We start from the raw sequence: 22,913 nt of genomic DNA, 5'->3' as shown, positions 1-22,913 counted from the left end.
GTTGGAATTGTCTTATCGTCTCTTCACCGGAACGTCTCCCGGCCGTTCCTCTTCCCTGCGCCATGGCCCGCCCCAAATACCTGCCCGATAATTTCACCCTGTCCCTCGTGGCCACCGTCGTGGTCGCGAGCCTTTTTCCCGCGCACGGGATCGGCGCGACCGTCTTCGGTCATCTGACGACAGTCGCGATCATGCTGCTGTTCTTTCTGCACGGCGCGAAATTGCCGCGCGAGGCGCTAGTCGCGGCCATCACGCACTGGCGTCTGCACCTGCTGATACTGGGCAGCACCTTCGTCATGTTTCCGCTGCTCGCGCTCGGCCTGCGGCCGGTGCTGTCGCCGCTGGTCACCCCGGCGCTGTATACCGGCGTTCTGTTCACCTGCATGCTGCCGTCCACGGTGCAGTCGTCGATCGCGCTGACCTCGATCGCCAAAGGCAACGTGCCGGCCGCCGTCTGCGCCGCGTCCGCGTCGAGCGTGCTCGGCATCTTTCTCACGCCGCTGCTCGCCGGCGTGATCCTGTCCACGCGCGGCAGCGGCGGCGCCTCGCCCCTGCACATGATCGGCGGCATCGTGATGCAGTTGCTGGTGCCCTTCATCGCCGGCCAGATCGCCCGGCATTGGATCGGCGCCTGGGTGACGCGCAAGAAAGCCATGCTGAAGCTGGTCGACAACAGTTCGATCATCCTGACGGTGTACAGCGCGTTCAGCGCGGCCGTGATCGAGGGCCTGTGGCACGAGATTCCGCCCGCGGCCATCGGCGGTCTGGTCCTGGTGAACCTGATCCTGCTCGCCATCGCGCTGGGCGTCACCACGCTGGTCAGCCGCCGTCTGGGCTTCTCCCAGGCGGACCGCATCACGATCATGTTCTGCGGCTCGAAGAAGAGCCTGGCGGCCGGGATCCCGATGGCGAAGGTGCTGTTCGCCGGCGCGGTCGGCGGGGCGGGGACCGTGGTCCTGCCGCTGATGTTGTTCCATCAGATCCAGTTGATGGTCTGCTCGGTGCTGGCGCAGCGTTTCGGCGCGCGCGACATCGCGCTCGACGACGGGGGCGCCCTGGCGCCCACCCCCACGCCGCCGCCAGGACGCTGACCGGCGTCACATCGCCGTTCGCCGCCGGCCCGGCACCCGGCCTCCCGTTGACGGACAATGGCAGGCATTTCCACGAAGGAACGATATGTCGACTGGCAACGAGGAATTGACGCACGACGGCGCGGACCGAGTCATCGCCGGCGAGGGCACGACCGAGCAGGCTTGGCGGGCATGGCCCGGGCTGGCCGCGCTGGCCGGCATCGCGGCAACGGAACTGGTGCCGCCCGGACGCCGCGCGGTGATCCTTGCGCCGCACCCGGACGACGAACTGCTGGGCACCGGCGGCCTGATCGGCAGTCTGTTGTCCCTGCCGGCCGCCGAGGCCGCCGCCGACGTGCTGGTCGTCGCCGTGACCGACGGCACCGGCAGCCATCCGGACTCGCCCCTGTGGCCCGCCGGACGGCTCGCGCAGGTGCGTCCGGCCGAGACCAGGGACGCGCTGCGCATCCTCCGCGACGGCGTGGCGCCCTGCCGCGCGGACGAAACGCCCGGGCGCGCGTTGCGTGTCGTGCGTGCCGGTCTTCCCGACGGCGGCGTCGCCGCGCACGAGGAGGCGCTATGCCACTTTCTGCGCGGCCAGCTACGGGCGGACGATGTGCTGTTCGCCACCTGGCGCTTCGACGGCCATCCGGATCACGAAGCGGTGGGCCGGGCAGGCGCCCGCGCCGCGGCCGAAAGCGGCGCGACCCTGATCGAGGTCCCCGTCTGGGCATGGCACTGGGCGACCCCGGGCGACCCTCGCCTGCCGTGGGACCGGGCGCGCCGCCTGCTCCTGTCTTCCTCGGTCACGCAAGCGAAGCGACGCGCGGTCCAGGCCTATCCGAGCCAGTTGGTGAAGGATGCGTCAACCGGCGCCCCGCCGATCCTCCCCCCGCATGTCCTCGCGCGCGTGCTCCGGGAATTCGAAGTGTTTTTCGTCTGAGGCCGGCCGTCGCACACCCGCCGATTGTCGCCGCCGCGGGTAACAACCCTTTGCGATTCGTTGTATTGATGGACCCGCTTCCCGGGCCTACTCTTGGTGCAAGGGCCCACGCCGATGCGGGCCCCGCCAGATGGAGTACGTATCGTGAAAAATCCGATGAAAAACCTGAAACTGATCGTGGCGACCTGCGCCAGTCTTGCCGCCCTGACCGCGGTGCCCGGCGTGCACGCGCAGGACAGTTCGATGCCGACGGCATCGCAATCCCGCCAATCGCCTCCGCCGCCGGCGCGCCACGCGCGTCGCGTCGCGCCGAACGACAACGGTTGCACCGGTCCCGCGAGTTTCTGCAATACGTATTTCGGTAATTGACCGCGCGCCGGCGGCGGTCGGTGCCTCGCGCCCGAGGGCGGCTTCGGCCGCCCTCAGGCGTTTTGCCGGAACATTTCCGCGACGTGGTCGATGAAGGTCCGCACGCGCCGATTGACGAAACGGCGGCTGGGGTAGACCAGGAAGAGCGAAACGTCGCCGTCGTTGACGATGGCGGGCGCCACCAGGCGTTGCAGCTTGCCGCTTTTCAGGTCGTGTTCGACCAGGGCCTGCGGGAGGATCGAGAAGCCCATGCCTTCGAGCGCCGCGCCGTGCAGCATCATCGGCGAATTCGATGAGAATACCGGGGTCAGGTGCACGCGCGACGCGGTGTCGCCGTCGACGAATTGCCACAGGTGGCTGCGCATGTCGTTGCTGGGCGCGAGAAAGGCATGCGCCTCGAGATCGCGCGGCTCCCGGGGAATGCCCGCCCGCGCCAGGTAGGCAGGCGCGGCGACCGGGATGCGCGTCAGCGTGTCGAGTGCCCGCATGACCAGCGTTTCGGATTTCACCATATGATCGGCGACGATGCCCACATCGTAGCCCTCGTCGACGAGGTCCACGGGGCGGTCCATCAACGTGACCTGCAGGGCGATTCCCGGAAACCGCTCCCGATAGGACGCGAAAACCGGCGCGAGCCGCATCAACGCGAACCCGGCCGACGACACCACGCGCAGCGCGCCCCGGGTCTCGCTCGAGGCGCGCGCGACGCTCGTCTCGATATCGTCGATCTGGTCGAGCACCGCGCGACAGCCTTCGAGATAGGACTGCCCGGCATCGGTCAGCGCAACCCGCCGCGTCGTGCGATTGAAAAGGCGGATATCGAGATGCGATTCGAGGCTGGCGATGCTGCGCGTGACGACCGGCACCGAGACATCCAGCTGCTGCGCGGCGCGCGTGAAGCTTTCCGCTTCCGCCACCCGCGTGAAGACCCGCATCGCGTGAATCAGATCCATGTTCTCGCCTCGGTGATGTCCGGATGCCGGAAGGCCCGGACGCCGGCGATGTGACGGTGACGCGCAGACGCTCGAGGGAGGCGATGTCCGGCCCCACCCAGAGCGGGTCCGCGAGCGTGCGCGACGTCCGCTAGCCTTCCCGGCTCGACAGCCCCTGCCCCGGCTTGGAGGCCGCTGCCGGAAACAGCAGTTCCAGCGGATGCGCCAGCAGACGGCGCCCCACGCTGCGATAGATGTCCCGCTTGTCCACCGGCAGCGAGGTACGCGAGCGCAGCGCCATCTGGAACGCCAGCGTGAAACTGACCGCCACATTCAGCATGGCCATCGCCGCCGTGCCCGCCACGGCCCACCAGAGTACGCTTTCGTGCAGCACCTTGGGGCCCAATACGCCAAGCGCCACGGCGATCGACCCGGTCGAGAGCGTCACGTGCCGGACTTCGAACGGCAGCGCGAACGCGGTCATCACGGCCGGCACGAGCCCGAGCATCAGCCCGAGCGCGACATTGCTGACGATGCCCGAGAAATTATGCCGCCAGAAATGCGCGACCCGCGCCGCGCCCGCATTGCCGAACACGAAACGCAGGCGACGGTTGTAGTTCAGCACGTCGCCGATCCGGTGCAGGGCAAACCAGTTCTCCGCCCAGCCGGCGAGCAGACTCGACGCCCAGAGCAGCACGCCGGTCATGGCTGCGTAAAGCGGCGTGGGACCCAGCAGCGAGAACGACGCGAGCGTGGCGCGCGCCTTTTCGGGCGTGATCAGGTGGCCGCCCGTGAGGCGGAACCATGCCAGTTGCACCAGCAGGCAGAGCGGAAAAACCAGCGCCAGGTTGCCGAAGATCGCCGCGGCCTGGGTGCGCATCAACGCCACCACCTCGGCGGCAAACGCTTCCAGACCCTCGGGTGTCCCGGCGGCTTCCAGACGTTGCGCGATGGCCGGCGCGGTCATCGCCGGCTGCTTGGTCGCCAGCGTGAAATGCAGGAAATGCATCAGCACGAAGCTCCACGCGTAGTTCAGCCCGGCGAGGAAGCCCTCGACCATGGGCTGCATGTGCGAGCCGGTGATGAAGAACTTGAAGTACACCGTGACCGCGGTCACCGCGCCGCCGCCGGACGCCATCCACAGCATCTGGCGATACTGCCGGCGGTCGCGCGCGATGTAGTGCCCGCCGGTCTGCGCGCAACTTTCGACCATCTTGCGCGCCAGCAACGCGAAATTCATCCGCAGCAGGTGCCCGACGCTTTGCCGGGCGCGGGTGGCACGTATCAGGTCGGCGATCAGATGGGCTTGCGATGCGGGGTCGTCGGTCGTCATCCAGGCATCGAGCAGGCGTTCGAAACGGATCAGGCGTTCGCGCATCCGTTCGACCTGGAACACCACCTCGACGCTGACGCCGTTCGCATCCAGATGCGCATACAGCTCGCGGATCGCCGCGTGGCATTCGTCCAGCAGCGCGCGCAGCACATTCACTTCCTGCAGCAGGCGGAGCGCGGCATCCATGTGCTCCGCCCTCCCGGCAGCACCCTCCCGGGCACCCTCCAGCGTCGGGTCCAGCACCCCGCGCGACGCGACGTCGGACTCGCGCGCCTGCGCCTCGCGCATCGCATGCGCCGCCTCGACGCTTTGCATCGCCGGACCAAGACGATAGAACGGCAGCGCCTGGATGCGCGCCTCGGACAAGCGCGAGCGGACCGCCGAGGACAGGCCAGTGGAACCGATCTGATAACACAGGTTGTGCATGGCCGCGAGCAGGGCGTGCGAGAAGTCGCCGGCGCCGCCGGCGCCCGTCACGCCCCCCTCGGCCTCGTCTTCGTGCCGTGGACGCCGCGCCGCGCCGCGCTCGTCGGCGCGGGCGGCGGTATCGGCGTCGTCCATGCCGTAGAGCAACAGGTTGCGCAGGGCGTCGAGCAACTCGGCCGGAATCGTGTCGATCCAGCTCGCTTCGTCGGCGACATGGCCATCGTCCGCATCCGCGAACATCAGCGTTACCAGCGCCGACAGACTGCGCGTGTTGGGTGCCGGCGGGATCAGCGACGACTGCAGGCGCTCGACCAGCGCCCCCCAGAACCCCGAGCGGGTCGGCATGCCGGTATCGCACAGCAGCGAAATCGCGTCGCCCTCGGCCAGCGTGGCGCGCAGCAGCCGCGCCACGTCGCGCTTCCAGTCAGGGTGCTGGTCGAGCATGCGCAACAGGTAGCGCAAACGCACATGCTGGGGCCGGGAAACGCGCCGGTCGACCTTGCCGTCCGGCAGGCCGCCGCGGCGCACCCAGCGGACCAGTTCGATCAGCCATTGGTGGCGGGCGCCATGCGGCGCCTGCCACTCGACATGCGTCAGTAGTTCAATGAGTTGGCGCCCGCCGTTGCGGGAGGCGCGCCATTTTTTCAGCGTTGCTGCGAGAGTTCGAAACATAGAGGCGGGTATCGGAAGCGGCTGTCGTCAGGGATTCTACCGACTTCGACGATTCTACCGATTCTCCGCGGATTCCCGCCGGCGATCCGAGGGCGCCCGCACGTGCTGGCGCCATCAGCCCTCGCGGGGCTCAGTCGGCCGTATCGTTCGCAACCGGGATCGACGAAACCGAGCGCGATACGGCATGGGCGCGCACCGTGGTGCCATAGACGAAAGCGGTGTCGCGGCGATTCGCGCTTTGCGGAGCGTAGCCTGCCCGCACCGCGTCGGCCAGTTCGGCCCGCACCTCGGCGCGGGTCTTCTGGATATTACCGCCCGCGTTCAGCGTCTGGCTGTCCTGGGCAAATGCCGGAACGGCGATGACGGTGGAAAACAGCAGCGTGGCGATGGTGATCTTTTTCATGACGTCTCTCGGTGAGTCGGTAACGCAGGGTGTCCAATGGGGACATCCCGTCGACAGAGACAATATTAGACTTTGACTATCGAATGCGAAACTCCGATAGAATAAAAATATTATTTAATATAAGACAACAATCCGAGTTAACCCTAGGGGCAGGTACCGGCTGCCGTTCCGTAAGTCATTGTTTCCGTCGCATACTTCCGCGGCGCAAGCGAGTATGCTTGGATTTCCGAGACATCGTCTCGAACCCGAACACGTTTCCGGAGTCTCTGGATGAAAAATACGCGCGCAATCGACCGCCGGCCCCTGCTCACCATGCTGTATGGCTTGGGTGTCGCCATCGCGATGCTGGTGACGGCACTGCCGGTGCATGCGCAAGGCGCGCCGTCGCGCATGGCCGAGTGCAACCATCAGTCGGCGGGCAAGAGCGGTGCGGACCGCAAAGCCTTCATGCATGATTGTCTGTCGAACAAGCCCGCGCCGCCGCCCAGCCGCCAGGACAAGATGCGTATGTGCAACCACGACGCGACCGGCCGCAAAGGCGACGATCGCAAGGCCTTCATGAAGGATTGCCTGAGCAACCACTGAGTCGTCACGCACGCTTGCCCGCACTGGCCGCTGCGTTACCGGCCAGCGCAGGCGCGCGCGACGGCATCACACTCCGGCCGGCCATGCCCGCCGGACGAAGCGGTGGCGGTGCGCCCGGTCAATACGTCGTGGCGGAACGGCGGCAGGCGAGATACAGCGTCTGCTGGTCGGACTTGATGCTGCGCGTCAGCTCGTCGTAGCCGCCATCGCCGCACGCCACCTTGGCGCGCCGCTCGCACTCGGACCAGTCGCCGCCGCCGTTGCAGCTGACCTGCATGGTCGGCCGACCGTCCGCCGTGAACAACGGCGGCGCCGAACTGCACCCGGCCAGCACCAGCAGGCCGATTCCCCAAAAGAGCCCATTTTTCATTTTGCGTCCGCCTTTCCGGTGTGATTCACATTGTTCGCCTGCGCGCGCCCTTTCCACTCGCCGCCCCGGCCCAGCCAGTGACGGCGCCCCGAGTCGAACGTTGCCGCCAGATAGAAGGCGGCCACACCCGGCAACAGTAGCGCCTGCCAGGCCGGTTGCCGGTAATAACGCAGCATCGGCCGGTAGCTGAGCAGCATCATGCCCCAGGCGGCGAGGGCGGGCAGCGTCCACCACGCACCCGCGATCGCTCCCGCGAGCGTCAGCACGGGCGGCGCCAGATAGGTCAGCACCATGCCGGCGCACGCGCCCAGCAGCAGCCAGGGCGAGTAGTGCAACTGTGTGTAGGCGGTCCGCGCGATCATACGCCAGATGTCCGGCCAGCCGTCGTACGGCCGGATCGACCTGGCATCGTCGGCGAGATCGAGGCGGACGGCTCCTCCCTTCTTGATCTCGGCGGCCAGCGAGCAGTCGTCGATCAGCGCGCCCTTGATCGCGGCCAGGCCACCGATGCGCTCGAGCGCGGAGCGGCGCAACAGGATGCAGCCCCCGGCGGCGCCGGCGGTTCGGCGCCGCCGGTCCGCGATCCAGGAAAACGGGTAGAGCTTGGCGAAAAAGAACACGAAAGCCGGGATCAGCAGCCGCTCGGCGCGCGACGCGCAGCGCAAACGCACCATCAGCGAGGTCATGTCGAGGCCCTCGCGCAGCGCCCGTGCCAGCAGCGTGCCGAGCCCGTCGGCGGGATGGGTGATATCCGCATCGGTCAGCCAGATCCATTCGGCGCCCGGCAGCAGCGTCGCCTGCGCGGCGATGCCTTCGGCCTGGGCCCAGACTTTGCCGCTCCAGCCGCCGGGCAGGTCGCGGGCGTGCACCACATGCAGCCGGGCCGGGGCGTCGCCCCCCAGGGCGGCGGCCGCGGCGCGCGCGGCGGCCGCCGTGCCATCGTCGCTATGGTCATCGACGACGATCACGGACAGTGCGCCGGCATAGCGCTGCGAGAGTAGCGAACGTACCGCCGGGCCGATCACGTCGACCTCGTTGCGCGCCGGCACGACCGCGACGACCGCGGGCCAGCCCTGCCCCGCGGGCAGCGTCGCGTCCGACGCAGGCAGGCGCACCTTCCAGAACCCGCCCCGGAAGAAAAACAGAACCGTCCAGATCATGAACGACAGACACGCCACTACCGCGGCCATGCGAATCCTTTCAATGCGAATGCAATCGCGACTGCAATAGCGAGTGCGACGGGCGAGTGCGGCGGCGAGCGCCACAGTGGCTGCACGGCGGTTGCAACTGCGAATGCAATCGTGGGTTGCCGGCCCGCGTCGGCTGGGGCCGCTCGCCGGTGGCGGACGGTGGACGCGTGTCGGGACCGTGGGACCACGGCCGGATGCTAGCTTACCGCAAGCCGTGCCGGAAACGCATTGGACTTCGCGCCATGCATGAGATGCCCGGGCCGCCGTCCGGCCTTACACGGGCGTTCGCGCACGGCGACATGAGCGTGGAGGCGGCCGCTGGCAGCTGGCAGCAGGGGGCGTGCGGTGAGCAGGGGGCGGGTGCCGGGGGGGTGCGCAGCAGGCGGCGCGCGGCATCGGCCATGCCGCGCGCCCTGCGTTGGCCGTCAGGCGAGGGGCGTTGCCGCGGTGGTCGTGCCGGCATCGGCCGCGACGATCGGCTGCCGGCGCTTGACCACGCCCACCGCGAGCGCCGTCGCGAGCGTACCGGCGACGATCGCGACCACGTACATGCCTACATGAGTGACCGCATTCGGAATCGGCAGCACGAAAATGCCGCCATGCGGCACCTTCAGCTCGACACCGGCACCCATCGAGATCGCACCGGCGATCGCCGACCCGATCATGCAGGCCGGAATGATGCGCAGCGGGTCGCGCGCGACGAAGGGAATCGCGCCTTCGCTGATGAAGGCCAGACCGAGCACCCCCGCCGCATTGCCCGCCTCGCGCTCCTCCAGCGTGAAACGGCTGCGGAACAGCCAGCAGGCGAGCGCAATGCCGAGCGGCGGCGTCATGCCCGCAGCCATCACCGCGGCCATCGGCGTGTAGACCGAACTCGCGAGCAGGCCGGTACTGAACGCATAGGCGGCCTTGTTGACCGGCCCCCCCATGTCGAAGGCCATCATCGCGCCGAGCAGCGCGCCCAGCGCCACCGCGCTGCCGGTCTGCATCGCCTTGAGCCAGCTTTCCAGCGCATGCAGGGCGGTCGCCACCGGCGTGCCCACCACATAGATCATCAGCAGGCCGACCGCCAGCGTCGACAGCAGCGGAATGATCAGCACCGGCTTCAGGCCCTGGAGATTGCGCGGCAAGGGCAGCTTGCGGCTGATCAGCAGGGCGATGTAGCCGGCCATGAAACCCGAGACGATGCCGCCGAGAAACCCGGCGTTCAGGCTGGACGCCAGCATGCCGCCCACCATGCCGGGCGCGATGCCCGGCCGGTCCGCGATCGAATAGGCGATATAGCCGGAGAGCACCGGCACGATGAGCACGAATGCGGATTTCGCGCCGATCTGGAACAGCGACCAGGCCAGCGTGCCCTTGTGCGCGTCGTCGAACGCGTAGATGCCGCCGAGTGCGAACGACAGGGCGATCAACAGGCCGCCCGCCACGATGAAGGGCAGCATGAAGGAGACGCCCGTCATCAGATGCCGGTACACGTCGGCGGTGGCGCGCGAGCGCGGCGCGGCCGACGTCGTGCCGCCGCGCCCGCCGTCGCCGGTGGCGGTGGCGGAAGCGCCCTGCGGTGCCCCGCCACCGCCGCTGGCCGCTATCGCGCCATCGATACGCGCCTCGACGATCGCCTTGCGCAGCAGATCGGCGCCCTTGCCGATCGCGCCCTTGGTGCCGGTCTCGTACAAACGCTTGCCGGCGAAACGCGCCTTGTCGACCTGGGTGTCGGCGGCGATCACCACCAGGTCCGCGCGGGCGATCTGCGCCTCGCTCAGGCGGTTCTGCGCGCCGACCGAGCCCTGTGTCTCGACGTGGATCTCGTGCCCGAGCGCTTTCGCGCCCTGCACCAGGCCCTCCGCCGCCATGAAGGTGTGCGCGATGCCCGTCGGACAGGAGGTGATCGCCACGATCTGCAGCGCCGCGGCGGCGGCCGGCGCACGGTGTGTCATGTCCGCCGTGTCCGCCGTCTTACCGGCGCTTGCGGCAACGCCGGTTATCCCGCCCGCGCCCAGGGCGGCGGCGGCCGCCAGCACCGCGTGCGGCGCGCGGATCGCCTCTTCGAGCGGCGCGCGATGGATCGAACGGCCGGCGAAACGTGTTTCGCCCGCGACGCCAGCTGCGTCGCCGTCGTCGTCGCCGGCCACGAACACGCCCTGCGCGGCGGCGATCTGCGCGGCGCTCAGGGTCTCGTGCCGGCCCAGGCCATGCCGTACTTCCAGTACCAGGGTATCGCCGTTCGCCGTCGCGGCGCGACGCAGCGCCTCGGCGGCGACCAGCGCCGTCGTCGCGGTGGCGGCGCTCGGCGATGTCAGAACAATGCCTGCCAGATGGGTCATTTTGTTTTCCTTATGCTTCGCCGTGCGCGCGCTGCACGCTGCCGACGAATGTCTCCACATGAACCTGCTGCGCCAGCGCGTCGAGCGCGGCGGCGGACGGCAGATGCGGCCCGACGCGCGCCAGCTTGCCGGCGGCGAATGCCGTGGCGCGCCGGCCGCACTCGGGCCAGGCACGCCCCTCGATCAGGCTGGCGACCAGCCCGGCGACGAAAGCGTCGCCCGCACCGACGGTGCTGGTGACCGGTACCCGCAGCGGCGACGCCCGGAACCCGGCGTACGCCAGCGTCGCCGGTTGCGGCGTGGGGGCAGGCGTCGAATGCGGCGTCGCGTCCGGCATATTCAACGCCGGCGTCGCCTGCAGGCCGAACGCGCCGTCCTCGCCGAGCGAGACCACGACGCAGGCCACGCCGCGCGCCAGCAGCGCCGCGGCCGCGCCCTCGAGCGCCGTTCGGTCAGGCAGCGCGCGGCCCACCAGCTTTTCGAGTTCGGCGCGGTTCGGTTTGATCAGGTCCGGCAGGGACGCCGCGTCGTCGGCCGGCACGAGCCCGGGCGCCAGACTCGCCGTGAGCGGGGCGCCGCTGGTATCCAGGGCGACGCGTGCGCCCGCCTGGCGCAGCGTCCGGGTCAGCCGCCGGTAGAAACCGGGATCGACGCCGGGCGGCAGACTGCCCGCCAGCACGAACCAGCGCCCGGGCGCGGCGAGCCGCAGCACCGCCTGCTCCAGGGCCAGCAGATCGGCATCGGCCGGCGTGGCGCTGGCGAGATTGATGTCGGTGGTCTGCCCATGCGCGAGATCGACCAGCTTGACGTTGATCCGCGGCCGGCCGGCTACCCGCACGAAGCGGTCGTCGATGCGTTTGCTCGCGAACAACGCGTCGAAGAGCTGCGCGTCGTCGCGTCCGAGCAGGCCCGTGACGGTGGTGCGCAAGCCGTAGTCGGCCAGGCAGGACGCGACGTTGACGCCCTTGCCGCCGGCATTGAATTCGAGCGATTCGCCCAGGTTGACGGCGCCCGTCTGCAGCCCGTTGACGCAGACGGTCTGATCCAGCGCGGGGTTGACGGTCACCGTCACCACCGCGGTGCTGCCGGCCACGCCCGGGACGTTCACATGCGCTGCGTGCTGGTTCATGCGCCCTCCTGGACGGCGGCCGGCGCGGAAGCGGAGGCGGTCAGCGGCGGCAGCGGCAATGCCCGCACCGCGGCGACATCGGCACACGCGAGCGCGCGGTCCGCGAGCGCGCGCAGGGCGTCCCCATGCGAAGCGCGCAGCCGCGCCTTGACAGCGCCGATGTCCCCCGCGCTCATCGAAAGTTCGTCGACGCCCAACCCGGCGAGAATCGACGCGCCCAGCGGATCCCCGGCCAGCCCGCCGCAGACGCCCACCCACTTGGCGTGGCGGCGCGCGCCGTCGACGGTCTGCCGGATCAGGCGCAGGACCGCCGGGTGCAGGCTGTCCGCCTGCGCGGCGATTTCCGGGTGTTCGCGATCGATCGCCAGCGTGTATTGCGTCAGGTCGTTCGTGCCGATCGAGAAGAAATCGACGACCTCGGCGAACAGATCGGCCAGCACCGCGGCCGACGGCGTCTCGACCATGATGCCGAGCGGTACCCGCGGCGCATCGAGTTCGGCGCGCACCGTTTCCGCCAGCGCGACCGCCCGATGGGCCTCGTCGAGCGTCGACACCATCGGGAACATGATCCACAGCGGCCCGTGCATCGCCGCGCGGTACAGCGCGCGCAGTTGCGGGATGAACAGGTCCGGGCGGCGCAGGCACAGCCGCAAGCCGCGCACGCCCAGAAAGGGATTGGTCTCGTGCGGCAGATTCAGATACGGCACCTGTTTGTCGCCGCCGATGTCGAGCGTGCGGATGATCAGATGCCGCCCGTTGCTCGCCTCGACCAGCGCGCGATAGGTCGCGTACTGCTCGTCCTCGTCGGGCGCGGTCTGCCGCTCCAGAAAGAGGAATTCGGTGCGCATCAGCCCGACGCCGTCCGCGCCCTGGTCGAGCGCCCCCCGGACCTGCTCCGGGCGGGTGACGTTGACGCCGATCTCGAACGTCAGCCCGTCCTGGGTACGGGCCGGCAATGCGCGATCGTCCTGCGCGCGCCGGCGCGCCCGGTCCAGTTCGGCGATCTGCGCGCGCGCGCGTGCCAGATCGGCTGCCGAGACGTCCAGGTGCAGACGCCCGCTGGTGCCGTCGAGCACCGCGAACGCCCCGTCGGCGACCGTCAGCAGGCGCGGACCGCAGGCCACCGCCGCCGGCACGCCGAGCGTGCGGGCGAGGATCGCCGTATGCGAAGTCGGACCGCCCGCCACCGTGCAGAAACCCAGCGTGGTCGCCGGGTCCAGCGCCGCGGTGTCCGAAGGCGTCAGATCCTCGGCGAGCAGGATCGTGGCCTCGGGCGCGTCCCCCGTCACCGGCATCGCGCTCTGCGCGGCGTCGGCCCCCCCGCCCAGCCGGTCAATGTGCATCGATACCCGCCGCGCGACGTCGCGGACATCGGCGGCGCGCCCGGCGAGCAGCGGGTCGGCGGCCGACGCGAGCGCGCCGGCCTGCCGCGCCATCGCGCGGTGCCAGGCCCAGCCCAGCCCATGCCCGTCGAGCAGCGCGCGCGCGACCTCGTCGAGCGCCTCGGCATGCCGCACCAGCCCGCGCTGCGCTTCGAAGATCTCGCCCTCGGCCGCGCCGAAACGCTGCGTCGTCGAGCGCGCCAGCGCGACCAGATCGGCATCGGTGGCGGCCAGCGCGGCATCCAGGCGGTGCGTGTCGTCGAGCAGATCGCCCGGCGTGTCGGCGATCTCCGCGGCATGGCTGCGCAGCACGCGCACCCGGCCCAGCGTCATGCCCGGCCCCACGCCGAGGCCGGCGATCGTCAACGCGGCGTCGAGCGGCTGCCAGAGCGGCGTGGTGCTCTGCGGCTGGCGCGCCCGCGCCGCGGCGGCCCGTTCGTGCTCCTCGACGGCCAGCATCTCGATGGTGCGGCGCAGTGCCGCCAGCGCATCGGCGGCGCGTTCGCCGCGCGCCGATATCACGAGCGTCGCGCCCGCGACCGCGCCAAGCTGCAGCAGACCGATCAGACTCGTAGGGTCCGCGACCGCCGTGCCGACGCGCACGCGCAGTTCGGCCGGCTGCCGCTTGGCGGTGGCCACCCAGGCGCTCGCGGGCCGGGCATGCAGGCCGCTCGGATAATCGAGCACGAGTTCGATCCGTTCGTCGAAATCCTCTGCCTCGGGAACCGGCGTGCCTGCCGGCGCGGCGAGCCCGTCACCGTCCGGCGCGACGCCCGCCATGCCGACGGCCGCGCCCTCGTCCGTGCCTTCGAGCAGCGCGATCAGCCGTGCCGGGTCCGTCGTCTCGACCATCGCCTGCAGCCGTCGCGGGTCGCCGATCGCGCGCGTGAGCCGCTGCAGCAGACCGATGTGCTCGTCGGACTGCGCGGCGATCGCGAACACCAGCCGTACCTGCTCGCCAGGCTGCCATTCGACGCCCTCGGGCAGTTGCAGTATCGCGATGCCGGTATGGCGGATCAGGTGCCGGTCGTCCGGCATGCCGTGCGGGATCGCCACGCCGGATCCCAAATAGGTGTTCGCGACCGCTTCCCGCGCCGCGAGGCTGTCGAGGTAGCCCGGCAGGATGCGGCCGGCGTCCACCAGCAGTTGTCCGGCCTGCGCGATCGCGTCCCGCTTGTCGGCGGCGCGCGCCCCCAGGCGCACGAGATCGGGCGTCAGTAAAAGTGCCATCCTGTCTCCGTCGTTGTTTTAATGGGTAATCGTGGCAACGGCCCATTGAAATCGATACCATTGCCCAAGTCAAGGGGCGCGTCGGCGTTTTTCCCCGCGCGTGCCGCCCCGCCTGCGCTAAAGTGCCGGCACATACGCGGCGCCGGCAAGCGGCGTCGCGGCATAGCAAGGATCCGGAAGCAACCATGGCACTACGTATCAAGGACGTCGCACAGGCGGCGGGCGTTTCCGTCACCACGGTGTCACGCGTCCTGTCGAACAATGGCCCGGTGCGCGACAGCGTCCGCGAGCGCGTGCAGGCGGCCATGCAGGAACTCGGCTATCGGCCGAATGCCGCGGCGCGGCGCCTGCGCTCGGGCGATACCGCCACGATCGGGCTCGTGGTGTCCGACGTGCGCAATCCCTTTTTCACCGAGGTCAGCCGTGCGGTCGAAGACATGGCCTACCGGCAGGGCATGCGCGTCATCCTCTGCAATACCGACGAGAATCCGGAGAAAGAGGCGATGTATCTGCGGCTGATGGAGGAGGAACGCGTCACGGGCATGATCTACTCGCCGACGCGGGACGCCGCCGAGCGCTTTCGCGCCGAGCACTATCCGTTTCCAGTGGTCATGATCGACCGCGCCGATGCCGCGAGCCACGCGGACGCGGTCACGCTCGACAACCGCGCCGCCGCCGAGCGGCTGACCCTGCATCTGCTCGAACGGGGTCACCGGTGCATCTTCGGCCTGTTCGGCAATGCCAGCACCACCGGCCGGGAACGGCATGCCGGCTACTGCGACGCGATGCAGCGCCACGGGCTCGGCGCCGACGCCGTTTTCGTGGAGCCGCAGCCGGCGGGGGCGCAGCAGGCCGTCGGCGCGCGGCTCGCCGCACGCGGCGGCGCGCCCGTGCCGGACGCGATCCTCGCCAGCAACGGTTTGCTGCTGCTGGGCGCCTTTCGCGCGCTGCGGGAAGCGCGCCAGACGCCCGCGCCCGGGCTGCATGGCGCCCCCGGGCACCCGCCGGCCGCGCCGGCACTGTGCGGCTTCGACAACGACGCCTGGACCGAACTCGTCGAACCCGGCATCACGGTCATCGCGCAGCCCGTGTATGAAATCGGCCGCTGCGCGATGACCTTGCTGTCCGAACGCATCGCGCAGCCCGACATCCCGCGCCGCACCCGCGTGCTGCCGGGCGAGCTGATTGTGCGCGGGTCGAGCACCGGCATCGTGGCGTAGGTCCGCGCGGTGGCGGTAGGGGTGACGGCGCACGTCCGGCGCGGCGCGGGCGTTTTCGGCGGATAATCCCGTCTCTTTCTCCCACCCGCCCCGCTTCCGCCATGCCCGCGCCTCATCAACCGCCCGACGCGCCCGCCGCTGCCGCATCCGCACCGGTCACGCTGCAGATCCTGTCGGTCGTCATCTTCACGTTCCTCTGTTATCTCGGTATCGGCCTTCCGCTGGCGGTCGTGCCGGGCTATGTGCATCAGACGCTGGGCTACAGCTCGATGATCGCCGGGCTCGCGATCAGCGTGCAGTATTTCGCCACGCTGGTCACGCGGCCGCTCGCCGGCCGCCTGATCGACACGCTGGGCCCGAAGAAAACCGTGCAGCGCGGCCTGATCGCCGCCCTGTGCAGCGGCGCGCTGCTGCTCCTCGCCGGGCTGCTCCAGGCGCTGCCGCTGCTCGGTCCGCGCTACGGTCCGCCGCTCGGTCTCGCGCTGCTGATCCTCAGCCGGCTGGGAATGGGCTGCGCGGAGAGCTTCTGCAGCACCGGCTCGATCATGTGGGGCATCGGCCGGGTCGGACACGCGAACAATGCCAGCGTCATCTCGTGGAACGGCGTGGGCACCTACGGCGCGCTGGCGATCGGCGCACCGCTGGGCGTCGTCATCGACCAGTGGCTGGGCTTCGTCGGCCTGGGCGTGAGCGTGACGGCGCTGGCGCTGCTGGGGCTCGCGCTGGCCGCGCCGAAAACCTCCGCGCCGGTGGCGCATGGCGAACGCATGCCGTTTTCGAGCGTCTTCTCGCGCGTCCTGCCGCATGGCATTGGCCTCGCGCTGGGATCGGTCGGCTTCGGCGCGCTGGCCACCTTCGTCACCCTCTACTACGCCTCCCGGCAATGGCCGCACGCGGCGCTGTCGCTGACGGTGTTCGGCACGCTGTTCGTCGGCACGCGGCTGCTGTTCGCGAACACGATCCGCACCCAGGGCGGCTTTCGCGTGGCGATCACCTCGTTCCTGATCGAGGGTGCGGGACTCGCGCTGATCTGGCTGGCCGCCACGCCGCAAATGGCGCTGGTGGGCGCCGCGTTGACCGGCCTGGGATTCGCCCTGGTCTTCCCGGCGCTGGGCGTCGAGGCGGTCGCCCTCGTGCCACCGGCGAGCCGGGGCGCGGCGCTCTCTGCGTACTCGGTGTTTCTCGATTTATCATTGGGGATCACCGGTCCGGTCGCCGGCCTGATCGCCAGCGATTTCGGTTACCCGTCGGTCTATCTGTTCGCCGCGGTCGCCGCCTTGCTCGCGGCCGCCCTGGTCGTGCTGCTCGCGCACCGCGCCGGCGGCGGCAGCCTCGGGCGACGTACGACGGCCTGATTCTTCTCCATTCGAAGGAACGCGCATGAAAGCCATCGGTTACTACCAGAACCTGCCCGTCAGCGATCCTCGCTCGCTCGTCGATATCGAATTGCCGACCCCGACGCTGCGCCCGCGCGATCTATTGGTGCGCATCGAAGCGGTCTCGGTCAATCCGGTCGACACCAAGGTGCGCAACGGCATGACGCCGCCGGACGGCACAGCGCGCGTGCTGGGCTACGACGCAGCGGGCGTGGTCGAGGCCGTCGGCGCGGAAGCCGTCCTGTTCAAGGTCGGGGATCCGGTCTTCTACGCGGGCGCGCTCGACCGGCCGGGCAGCAATGCACAGTGGCAGGCGGTCGACGAACGCCTCGTCGGCCGCAAGCCGGCCTCGCTGGACTTCGCCGCGGCCGCGGCGCTGCCGCTGACCGCGCTGACCGCCTGGGAACTGCTGTTCGACCGTCTGGGCGTCAGGGCGGATGCCAACGCGGGCACCGGCGACGCCCTGCTCATCATCAATGGCGCCGGCGGCGTGGGCTCGATCCTCACGCAGATCGCACGGCGGCTCACCGGGCTCACGGTCATCGCCACCGCGTCGCGCCCGCAGAGCATCGCGTGGTGCAAGGAGATGGGCGCGCACCACGTCATCGATCATCGCCAGCCGCTGGAAGACGGCCTGCAGGCGCTCGGCATTCCCGACGTACGCTACGTGGCCAGCCTGACCGCGACCGATACGCACCTGGCCTCGATCAACGCGGTACTCGCGCCGCAGGGCGCATTCGCGGTGATCGACGACCCGAAGGCGCTCGACATCGTGCCGTTCAAGCGCAAGAGCATTTCAGTGCACTGGGAATTGATGTTCACACGCTCGCTGTTCGGCACGGCGGACATGGCCGAGCAGCATCGCATCCTCGACGAGGTCGCGACGCTGGTGGACAAGGGTGTGTTGCGCACGACACTGAGCGACAATGCCGGCGCGATCAACGCGGAGAATCTGCGCCACGCGCACGCGCGGCAGGAAAGCGCGACCAGCATCGGCAAGACCGTGCTGGCCGGCTTCTGAACCTCCCGAGGCGGCGTTATTCGCTTACGCCCTTTTTCTTGGCAAGCGCCTGCCCCATGCGCAGGTGCCCCTCGATCACCGGCAGGCTCTTGCTCGCGGCCTTCTTCAGATCCGCGTTGGTGCCGTTGGCGACTTCGTCCTGGAAGGCCATGACCGCCTTCTGATGCCCGGCCACGCCCACCTGCTTGATATAGGCGTCGTCGAATGCCTTGCCCTTCAGGCCCTTCAAGGCGTCCATCACCGCCGGGTCGACATTGTCCTTGGGCAGGGTCACGTCATGCGGCGCCGCGCTCTTGAGGCCCATCGACAGCTTCATGTGATCCACGCGCATATGGCGCGCGAACATCTTCACGTCCTTGTCCTGCGATTGCGCCATCGCCAGCTTGGCGGTCGCGATTTCGGTTGCATCCGATTGGGTTGCGACGTCGACGAATTTCTGGTCGACCGCCGACAGCGTGGCACCGGAGGCGGAAGCGCCCGACGCCTGCGCGAACGCAACGCTCGACAGCGCCGGGGTCAACAGCAACGCCGCGGAGGCACAGGCGACGGCGGCGGAAGAACGGAAGGAAAGCGTTTTCATTTTGGAATCCTGGATGCGTGAGTAATGCCAGACCACACGCAAACCCCGTTCCTGCCGGGTGGCGGCGCACCCCGATTCCGGCAAATTCAGGCGGACACGCGACGCAGCCGAGCGACATTGCCCTCCCGCACCGCCAGCCCCAGCGCCAGCATGCCGACCGCGGCGAGCACGCTCGCCAGCACGAAGGCCGAGGCATAGCCCGCGCCGTACTGGATCATGAAGCCCGTGATGCTGGGCGACAGAATGCCGGCAAGATTGGCCAGCAGATGCACGAAACCGCCGGTCGCGCCGATGCGCTCGCGCGGCACGATGTCCTGCAACAGCGACCAGCAGGCCTGCGGCGTCATGAAAGCGAACAGGCTGGCGATGGCGATCAAGGCCACCGCCGGCACCAGCGAGCCGACCCGCGACACGGCCAGCACGCACACCGCGGACACGCCCAGCCCGAGCATGATCACCGTCTTGCGCGCGAACAGGACATCGCCGGTTTTCCTGTAGAGCGCGTCGGACAGCATCCCGCCCAGCACGAAACCCAGGGTCGCGCCCAGCCAGGGCAGCACCCCCACGACGCTCATGTGCTTGATGTCCAGGTGCTGGTAATCGGTGAAGTAACTCGGCAGCCAGGACAGGAAAAAGTACAGCACGTAGTTGAACGCGAAAAACGCCGCCGCGACGCCCAGCACCGGCCAGGACAGCAGATAGTGCAGCACCCCGTGGGCGGGCCGGACGGCGTCCGGGACCGTGCCGGCACCGGTCGTGGGCAGCCGATGCCGGTCGGCGACGATCCATTCGGTTTCCTCGGCGGACACCGCCGGATGCACGGCCGGGTCGTCGCGAAAGCATCGCCACCAGACGATCATCCAGACGAAGCCCAGCGCCGCGATCACGACGAAGGAAATTCGCCAGCCGAAGCGCACGGCCACCAGCCCGACGATCGGACCGGCGATCGCCGCGCCCAGCGGCTGCCCCGCGTTCGTGAGACCCACCGCGCGGCCCGCCTCACGGCGCGGAAACCAGTTCGAGATGGCCTTGTTGGTGGTGGTGCCCATCGGCCCCTCGGCCAGACCGAACGCCACCCGCGCCACCAGCAGCGACGCGAAATTGCCGGCCAGCGCGGTGGCGCCGCAGAACACCGACCAGAAGCCGCCGGCAAGCATGAACACCCTGCGCGGGCCGTACTTGTCGGCCGCCCAGCCGCCGACGAAACAAAACACGCAATAGCCGATGAAAAAACTGCTGAACAGCAAGCCCATCTGGGCATCGCCGATGTGCAGCTCGGCCTTGACGATCGGCGCGACCACCGACAGCGCGGCGCGATCCAGATAATTGAGCATGCCGGCGAAGAACAGCAAGGCGGCGATCACCCAGCGGTAGCGGGTCTTCATGTCTCCTCCCGGGAGGGTGTGATGGCTGTCTGTGGGCGGGGGCGTGCCGGGCATCCGCCCGGCATCCGGCTAGCCGCCGATCGATGCGCTGTCGAGGGTATGGCGTGCCAATACCCCGGCGTCGGGGGCGAAGCCCAGGCCCGGCACGTCGGGCAGGGTCAGCGTCGGGCCGCAGGCCTGCGGCGCGTGCAGCACCTCCGGCCATTGCAGCCACGGCAACTCCAGCGCGACGTCGTCGGGCAGGGCCGCGACGAGATGGGCGGTCGCCAGCAGGCCCGCGCCGTAGTAGAAGCAGTGCGGCACGACCCGCACGCCGTGCGCGCCGGCCAGACGGATCACCTCGCGCATGCCGGTGACGCCGCCGATCTTCGCCACGCTGGGTTGCGCGATATCGATCGCGCCGCGCTGGAAATGCTGAAGAAAACCATAGACGCCGGACGCGTTCTCGCCGGCGGCGATCGGCACACGGGATGAGCCGGCGGGCGCACCGTCGGCACCATCGGACGGTCCGCCCCGCGCGCGCAGCCGCGCCAGCGCATCGAGATCGTCGGGCGGCCAGACCGGCTCCTCGACCCAGCCCAGCGACAGGCCGGCGAATCCGGCGACCTCGCGCGCCGCCTGCGCGGCCGGCCAGGGACAATTCACGTCGACCATCAGGGCGACGTCGGCCGGCAGCGCCGCACGCGCCGCCGCCACCGCGGTGCGTGTCGTTTCGTGCAGCTTCATCGCCCGAAAGCCCGCCGCATGCGCGCGCCCGACCTGATAGGCGACCTCTTCCGGGTCGTTGTCGTAACTCACGAGGCTCGCGTAGACCTCCACCGTGTCGCGCGTCGCGCCCAGCAGCCGATGCAGGGGCAATTGCGCGGCCTGCGCGCACAGGTCCCAGAGGGCGGTATCGATCGCCGACAGCGCGTACAGCACCGGCCCGGTGCGGCCGAATGCGTGAAACGCCTGATGCGCCGCCTGCATCGTCGCGGCGAAGCGCGATGGGTCGGGACCCACCTCGGCGCCGATGAAGAACCGCCCGACCGGGCCGGCCAGCGCGGCGAAGGTCACCGGGTTCACCAGATGCCCGAAGGCCTCGCCCCAGCCGGTCGCGCCGTCGTCGGTGGTCAGCCTGACGAGCAGCGTTTCCATGCGCAGCAGGCTGCGCGAGGCGGCGTTGTAGGCGTCGACGGGCGCGGCGGACGAAGCGTCCTCGGGCGCCGCCGCGGGCGCATCGGCGAGCGTGGCCGGCGTGAGCGCCGCGGCGGCCGATGGCCGGCGTTCGCGCCGCCCCGCGTCGAACGGCAGCGCCGCGCGGAAAATATCGATACGAGCGATGCAGGCAATACGCACGAGGGGTCTCCGTTCAGGTCACCGGCGCCGGGTTGAACAAAACCAGCGCGTTGTGCAGCCTGAGCTTTTCCGCGCAGGTCTGCCGGCGCCCGCTCGCGACGTCCAGCATCAGCCGGAACAGCTCCCAGCCGACGTCCTCGATGCTCGCCTCGCCGGTGGCGATGGTGCCGGCATTGATATCCATCAGGTCGTGCCAGCGGCGCGCCAGGTCCGAGCGGGTCGCGACCTTGATCACCGGCACCTCGGCGAGGCTGTACGGCGTGCCCCGGCCGGTGGTGAAAACGTGCAGATTGATGCCGGCGGCCAGTTGCAGCGTCCCGCAGATGAAGTCGCTGGCCGGCGTGGCCGCGTAGATCAGTCCCTTCTGCCGCACCTTCTCGCCCGGCGAGATCACCCCGGAAATCGCCGAATTGCCCGACTTGACGATCGAACCCATCGCCTTCTCGACGATGTTCGACAGGCCGCCCTTCTTGTTGCCTGGCGTCGTGTTGGCGCTGCGGTCGGCGCTGCCGCGCTGCAGATAATCGTCGTACCACCGCATCTCGCGGATGATCGCCTCGGCCACCTCCGGCGTCGCCGCGCGGCGGGTCAGTTGATCCACGCCGTCGCGCACCTCGGTTACCTCGGAGAACATCACCGTCGCCCCGGCGCGCACCAGCAGATCGGTCGCGAAGCCGACGGCGGGATTCGCGGTCAGCCCCGAGAACGCATCGCTGCCGCCGCACTGCACGCCGATCACCAGATCGGCCGCGGAGCAGGTCTCGCGCCGCCGGTTGTTCAGCCGTTCGAGATGCGTCTCGGCCATGCGCATGATCGATTCGATCATCGACTGGAAGCCGACATGCGCCTCGTCCTGCAGCACGACCACATCCCCGTTCAATGTCTGACCGACATCGCCGATATCGGCGACGTCGTCGACGCTGGCGGCGATCGGAATCGTCCCTGGCGGCATCAGGCGCTCGGGCTGCAGCTTTTCACAGCCCAGACTCACCATCATCACCTCGCCACCGAAGTTCGGGTTCAGGCTGATATTGCGCACGGTGCGGATCGGAATGATCGCATCGGGGGCGTCGATCGCGACGCCGCAGCCATAGGTGTGCCCGAGACCCACCACGTCGTCGACATGCGGATAGCGCGGCAGCAACTCCGCCTTGATGCGCGTCACCGCGTGTTCGACGATATCGGCCACGCACTGCACCGTCGTCGTGATCGCGAGGATATTGCGCGAGCCCACCGAACCGTCCGCGTTGCGGTATCCCTCGAAGGTGAAGCCTTCGAGCGGCGGCATCTCGGGCGGCTTCACCGTGGCGATCGGCAGACCCTCGAGTCCCGGCGGTTCGGGCATCCGGATCACATGCTCGTTGATCCAGCTGCCCTTGGGCAGCGCCTGCAATGCATAGCCGATGACCACGTTGTAGCGAATGACTTCGGCACCCACCGCGAGATCCGCGAGCGCCACCTTGTGCCCCTGCGGCACCCGCTCGCGCAGTGTCAGGCCATCGGCGAACGCCGCGCCCTCGGGCAGGCCGCCGTCGTTGACGACGATCGCGACGTTGTCCTGGGGATGCACCCGGATGTAAAGCGGAGAAGCGGCCATGTGAATCGATCCTGTAAAGCGCGGGGTACGCTCCC

The 22,913-nt window shown here is 69.4% G+C and carries 19 protein-coding genes; 7 read left to right on the top strand and 12 right to left on the bottom strand.

Annotation, left to right across the window (positions count from 1 at the left end):
* Window positions 1–62 precede the first annotated feature (62 nt).
* The 3 genes from OVY01_RS18060 (at window position 63) to OVY01_RS18050 (ending at window position 2,382) form a co-directional block, all read left to right on the top strand.
* Entirely contained in the window at window positions 63–1,091 is a 1,029-nt protein-coding gene (locus OVY01_RS18060; protein WP_267848959.1) for a bile acid:sodium symporter family protein, read from the top strand.
* A gap of 85 nt (window positions 1,092–1,176) precedes the next feature.
* Window positions 1,177–2,013 carry a PIG-L deacetylase family protein gene (locus OVY01_RS18055; RefSeq protein ID WP_267848958.1) on the top strand — a complete coding sequence of 279 codons (837 nt, stop codon included), beginning with the start codon at window positions 1,177–1,179 and terminating at the stop codon, window positions 2,011–2,013.
* Window positions 2,014–2,157: 144 nt separating this feature from the next.
* Window positions 2,158–2,382: a hypothetical protein gene (locus OVY01_RS18050; RefSeq protein WP_267848957.1), complete on the top strand. Its 225-nt coding sequence runs from the start codon at window positions 2,158–2,160 to the stop codon at window positions 2,380–2,382.
* Between the two features lie 53 nt (window positions 2,383–2,435).
* Here OVY01_RS18050 and OVY01_RS18045 read toward each other — a convergent pair whose 3' ends face one another.
* The 3 genes from OVY01_RS18045 to OVY01_RS18035 form a co-directional block, all read right to left on the bottom strand.
* Window positions 2,436–3,335 (bottom strand): LysR family transcriptional regulator, encoded by a 900-nt coding sequence (locus OVY01_RS18045; RefSeq protein WP_267848956.1) that lies wholly within the window; start codon window positions 3,333–3,335, stop codon window positions 2,436–2,438.
* Window positions 3,336–3,465: 130 nt separating this feature from the next.
* The gene (locus tag OVY01_RS18040; protein ID WP_267848955.1) at window positions 3,466–5,745 is read right to left on the bottom strand and encodes a site-specific recombinase; all 2,280 of its coding nucleotides are present in this window, start codon (window positions 5,743–5,745) and stop codon (window positions 3,466–3,468) included.
* A 130-nt stretch (window positions 5,746–5,875) separates the two neighbouring features.
* On the bottom strand, window positions 5,876–6,148 hold the full coding sequence (locus tag OVY01_RS18035) for a DUF4148 domain-containing protein (RefSeq protein ID WP_267848954.1): 273 nt from the start codon (window positions 6,146–6,148) through the stop codon (window positions 5,876–5,878).
* Window positions 6,149–6,418: 270 nt separating this feature from the next.
* Here OVY01_RS18035 and OVY01_RS18030 point away from each other — a divergent pair, with 270 nt between their 5' ends.
* Entirely contained in the window at window positions 6,419–6,733 is a 315-nt protein-coding gene (locus OVY01_RS18030; RefSeq protein WP_432422278.1) for a PsiF family protein, read from the top strand.
* A 118-nt stretch (window positions 6,734–6,851) separates the two neighbouring features.
* Here the strand turns inward: OVY01_RS18030 and OVY01_RS18025 are convergent, their stop codons facing one another.
* The 5 genes from OVY01_RS18025 to ptsP form a co-directional block, all read right to left on the bottom strand.
* Window positions 6,852–7,103, bottom strand: a complete 252-nt coding sequence (locus OVY01_RS18025) for a hypothetical protein (RefSeq protein WP_267848953.1) — start codon at window positions 7,101–7,103, stop codon at window positions 6,852–6,854.
* A complete protein-coding gene (locus OVY01_RS18020; protein WP_267848952.1) occupies window positions 7,100–8,293 on the bottom strand; it encodes a glycosyltransferase in 1,194 nt (397 codons plus the stop codon). The genes OVY01_RS18025 and OVY01_RS18020 overlap by 4 nt, the downstream gene beginning before the upstream one ends.
* Before the next feature lie 425 nt (window positions 8,294–8,718).
* Window positions 8,719–10,620 (bottom strand): PTS fructose transporter subunit IIC, encoded by a 1,902-nt coding sequence (locus OVY01_RS18015; RefSeq protein WP_267848951.1) that lies wholly within the window; start codon window positions 10,618–10,620, stop codon window positions 8,719–8,721.
* A gap of 10 nt (window positions 10,621–10,630) precedes the next feature.
* Complete coding sequence (locus OVY01_RS18010; protein ID WP_267848950.1) at window positions 10,631–11,749, bottom strand: 1-phosphofructokinase family hexose kinase; 1,119 nt, start codon at window positions 11,747–11,749, stop codon at window positions 10,631–10,633.
* Entirely contained in the window at window positions 11,746–14,361 is a 2,616-nt protein-coding gene (gene ptsP, locus OVY01_RS18005) for a phosphoenolpyruvate--protein phosphotransferase (protein ID WP_267848949.1), read from the bottom strand. The genes OVY01_RS18010 and ptsP overlap by 4 nt, the downstream gene beginning before the upstream one ends.
* A 185-nt stretch (window positions 14,362–14,546) precedes the next feature.
* On the opposite strand from ptsP, the gene OVY01_RS18000 reads away from it, so the two are divergent.
* The 3 genes from OVY01_RS18000 to OVY01_RS17990 all read left to right on the top strand — a co-directional run bounded on the left by OVY01_RS18000 (window position 14,547) and on the right by OVY01_RS17990 (window position 17,978).
* The gene (locus tag OVY01_RS18000) at window positions 14,547–15,581 is read left to right on the top strand and encodes a LacI family DNA-binding transcriptional regulator (RefSeq protein WP_267848948.1); all 1,035 of its coding nucleotides are present in this window, start codon (window positions 14,547–14,549) and stop codon (window positions 15,579–15,581) included.
* 101 nt (window positions 15,582–15,682) lie between these two features.
* A complete protein-coding gene (locus OVY01_RS17995; protein ID WP_267848947.1) occupies window positions 15,683–16,936 on the top strand; it encodes an MFS transporter in 1,254 nt (417 codons plus the stop codon).
* Window positions 16,937–16,961: 25 nt separating this feature from the next.
* Window positions 16,962–17,978, top strand: a complete 1,017-nt coding sequence (locus tag OVY01_RS17990) for a zinc-binding alcohol dehydrogenase family protein (protein ID WP_267848946.1) — start codon at window positions 16,962–16,964, stop codon at window positions 17,976–17,978.
* Window positions 17,979–17,994: 16 nt separating this feature from the next.
* Here the strand turns inward: OVY01_RS17990 and OVY01_RS17985 are convergent, their stop codons facing one another.
* From OVY01_RS17985 to garD, 4 genes are all read right to left on the bottom strand, one after another.
* On the bottom strand, window positions 17,995–18,558 hold the full coding sequence (locus OVY01_RS17985; RefSeq protein WP_267848945.1) for a DUF4142 domain-containing protein: 564 nt from the start codon (window positions 18,556–18,558) through the stop codon (window positions 17,995–17,997).
* Between the two features lie 86 nt (window positions 18,559–18,644).
* Window positions 18,645–19,943 (bottom strand): MFS transporter, encoded by a 1,299-nt coding sequence (locus tag OVY01_RS17980; RefSeq protein ID WP_267848944.1) that lies wholly within the window; start codon window positions 19,941–19,943, stop codon window positions 18,645–18,647.
* Window positions 19,944–20,012: 69 nt separating this feature from the next.
* Window positions 20,013–21,281, bottom strand: a complete 1,269-nt coding sequence (locus tag OVY01_RS17975; RefSeq protein WP_267848943.1) for a mandelate racemase/muconate lactonizing enzyme family protein — start codon at window positions 21,279–21,281, stop codon at window positions 20,013–20,015.
* Window positions 21,282–21,294: 13 nt separating this feature from the next.
* Window positions 21,295–22,878, bottom strand: a complete 1,584-nt coding sequence (gene garD, locus OVY01_RS17970) for a galactarate dehydratase (protein WP_267848942.1) — start codon at window positions 22,876–22,878, stop codon at window positions 21,295–21,297.
* Between the last annotated feature and the right edge of the window lie 35 nt (window positions 22,879–22,913).

It is taken from the genome of Robbsia betulipollinis (assembly GCF_026624755.1).
Lineage (GTDB): Bacteria > Pseudomonadota > Gammaproteobacteria > Burkholderiales > Burkholderiaceae > Robbsia > Robbsia betulipollinis.
This window is presented reverse-complemented; position numbering and strand designations above follow the sequence as displayed.

Bases quoted from the DNA above. Each gene is read 5' to 3' on its own strand.
- OVY01_RS18060 (WP_267848959.1), top strand. From the start codon at position 63: ATGGCCCGCCCCAAATACCTGCCCGATAATTTCACCCTGTCCCTCGTG.
- OVY01_RS18055 (WP_267848958.1), top strand. From the start codon at position 1,177: ATGTCGACTGGCAACGAGGAATTGACGCACGACGGCGCGGACCGAGTC.
- OVY01_RS18045 (WP_267848956.1), bottom strand. From the start codon at position 3,335: ATGGATCTGATTCACGCGATGCGGGTCTTCACGCGGGTGGCGGAAGCG.
- OVY01_RS18040 (WP_267848955.1), bottom strand. From the start codon at position 5,745: ATGTTTCGAACTCTCGCAGCAACGCTGAAAAAATGGCGCGCCTCCCGC.
- OVY01_RS18035 (WP_267848954.1), bottom strand. From the start codon at position 6,148: ATGAAAAAGATCACCATCGCCACGCTGCTGTTTTCCACCGTCATCGCC.
- OVY01_RS18030 (WP_432422278.1), top strand. From the start codon at position 6,419: ATGAAAAATACGCGCGCAATCGACCGCCGGCCCCTGCTCACCATGCTG.
- OVY01_RS18025 (WP_267848953.1), bottom strand. From the start codon at position 7,103: ATGAAAAATGGGCTCTTTTGGGGAATCGGCCTGCTGGTGCTGGCCGGG.
- OVY01_RS18020 (WP_267848952.1), bottom strand. From the start codon at position 8,293: ATGGCCGCGGTAGTGGCGTGTCTGTCGTTCATGATCTGGACGGTTCTG.
- OVY01_RS18015 (WP_267848951.1), bottom strand. From the start codon at position 10,620: ATGACCCATCTGGCAGGCATTGTTCTGACATCGCCGAGCGCCGCCACC.
- OVY01_RS18010 (WP_267848950.1), bottom strand. From the start codon at position 11,749: ATGAACCAGCACGCAGCGCATGTGAACGTCCCGGGCGTGGCCGGCAGC.
- ptsP (WP_267848949.1), bottom strand. From the start codon at position 14,361: ATGGCACTTTTACTGACGCCCGATCTCGTGCGCCTGGGGGCGCGCGCC.
- OVY01_RS18000 (WP_267848948.1), top strand. From the start codon at position 14,547: ATGGCACTACGTATCAAGGACGTCGCACAGGCGGCGGGCGTTTCCGTC.
- OVY01_RS17995 (WP_267848947.1), top strand. From the start codon at position 15,683: ATGCCCGCGCCTCATCAACCGCCCGACGCGCCCGCCGCTGCCGCATCC.
- OVY01_RS17990 (WP_267848946.1), top strand. From the start codon at position 16,962: ATGAAAGCCATCGGTTACTACCAGAACCTGCCCGTCAGCGATCCTCGC.
- OVY01_RS17985 (WP_267848945.1), bottom strand. From the start codon at position 18,558: ATGAAAACGCTTTCCTTCCGTTCTTCCGCCGCCGTCGCCTGTGCCTCC.
- OVY01_RS17980 (WP_267848944.1), bottom strand. From the start codon at position 19,943: ATGAAGACCCGCTACCGCTGGGTGATCGCCGCCTTGCTGTTCTTCGCC.
- garD (WP_267848942.1), bottom strand. From the start codon at position 22,878: ATGGCCGCTTCTCCGCTTTACATCCGGGTGCATCCCCAGGACAACGTC.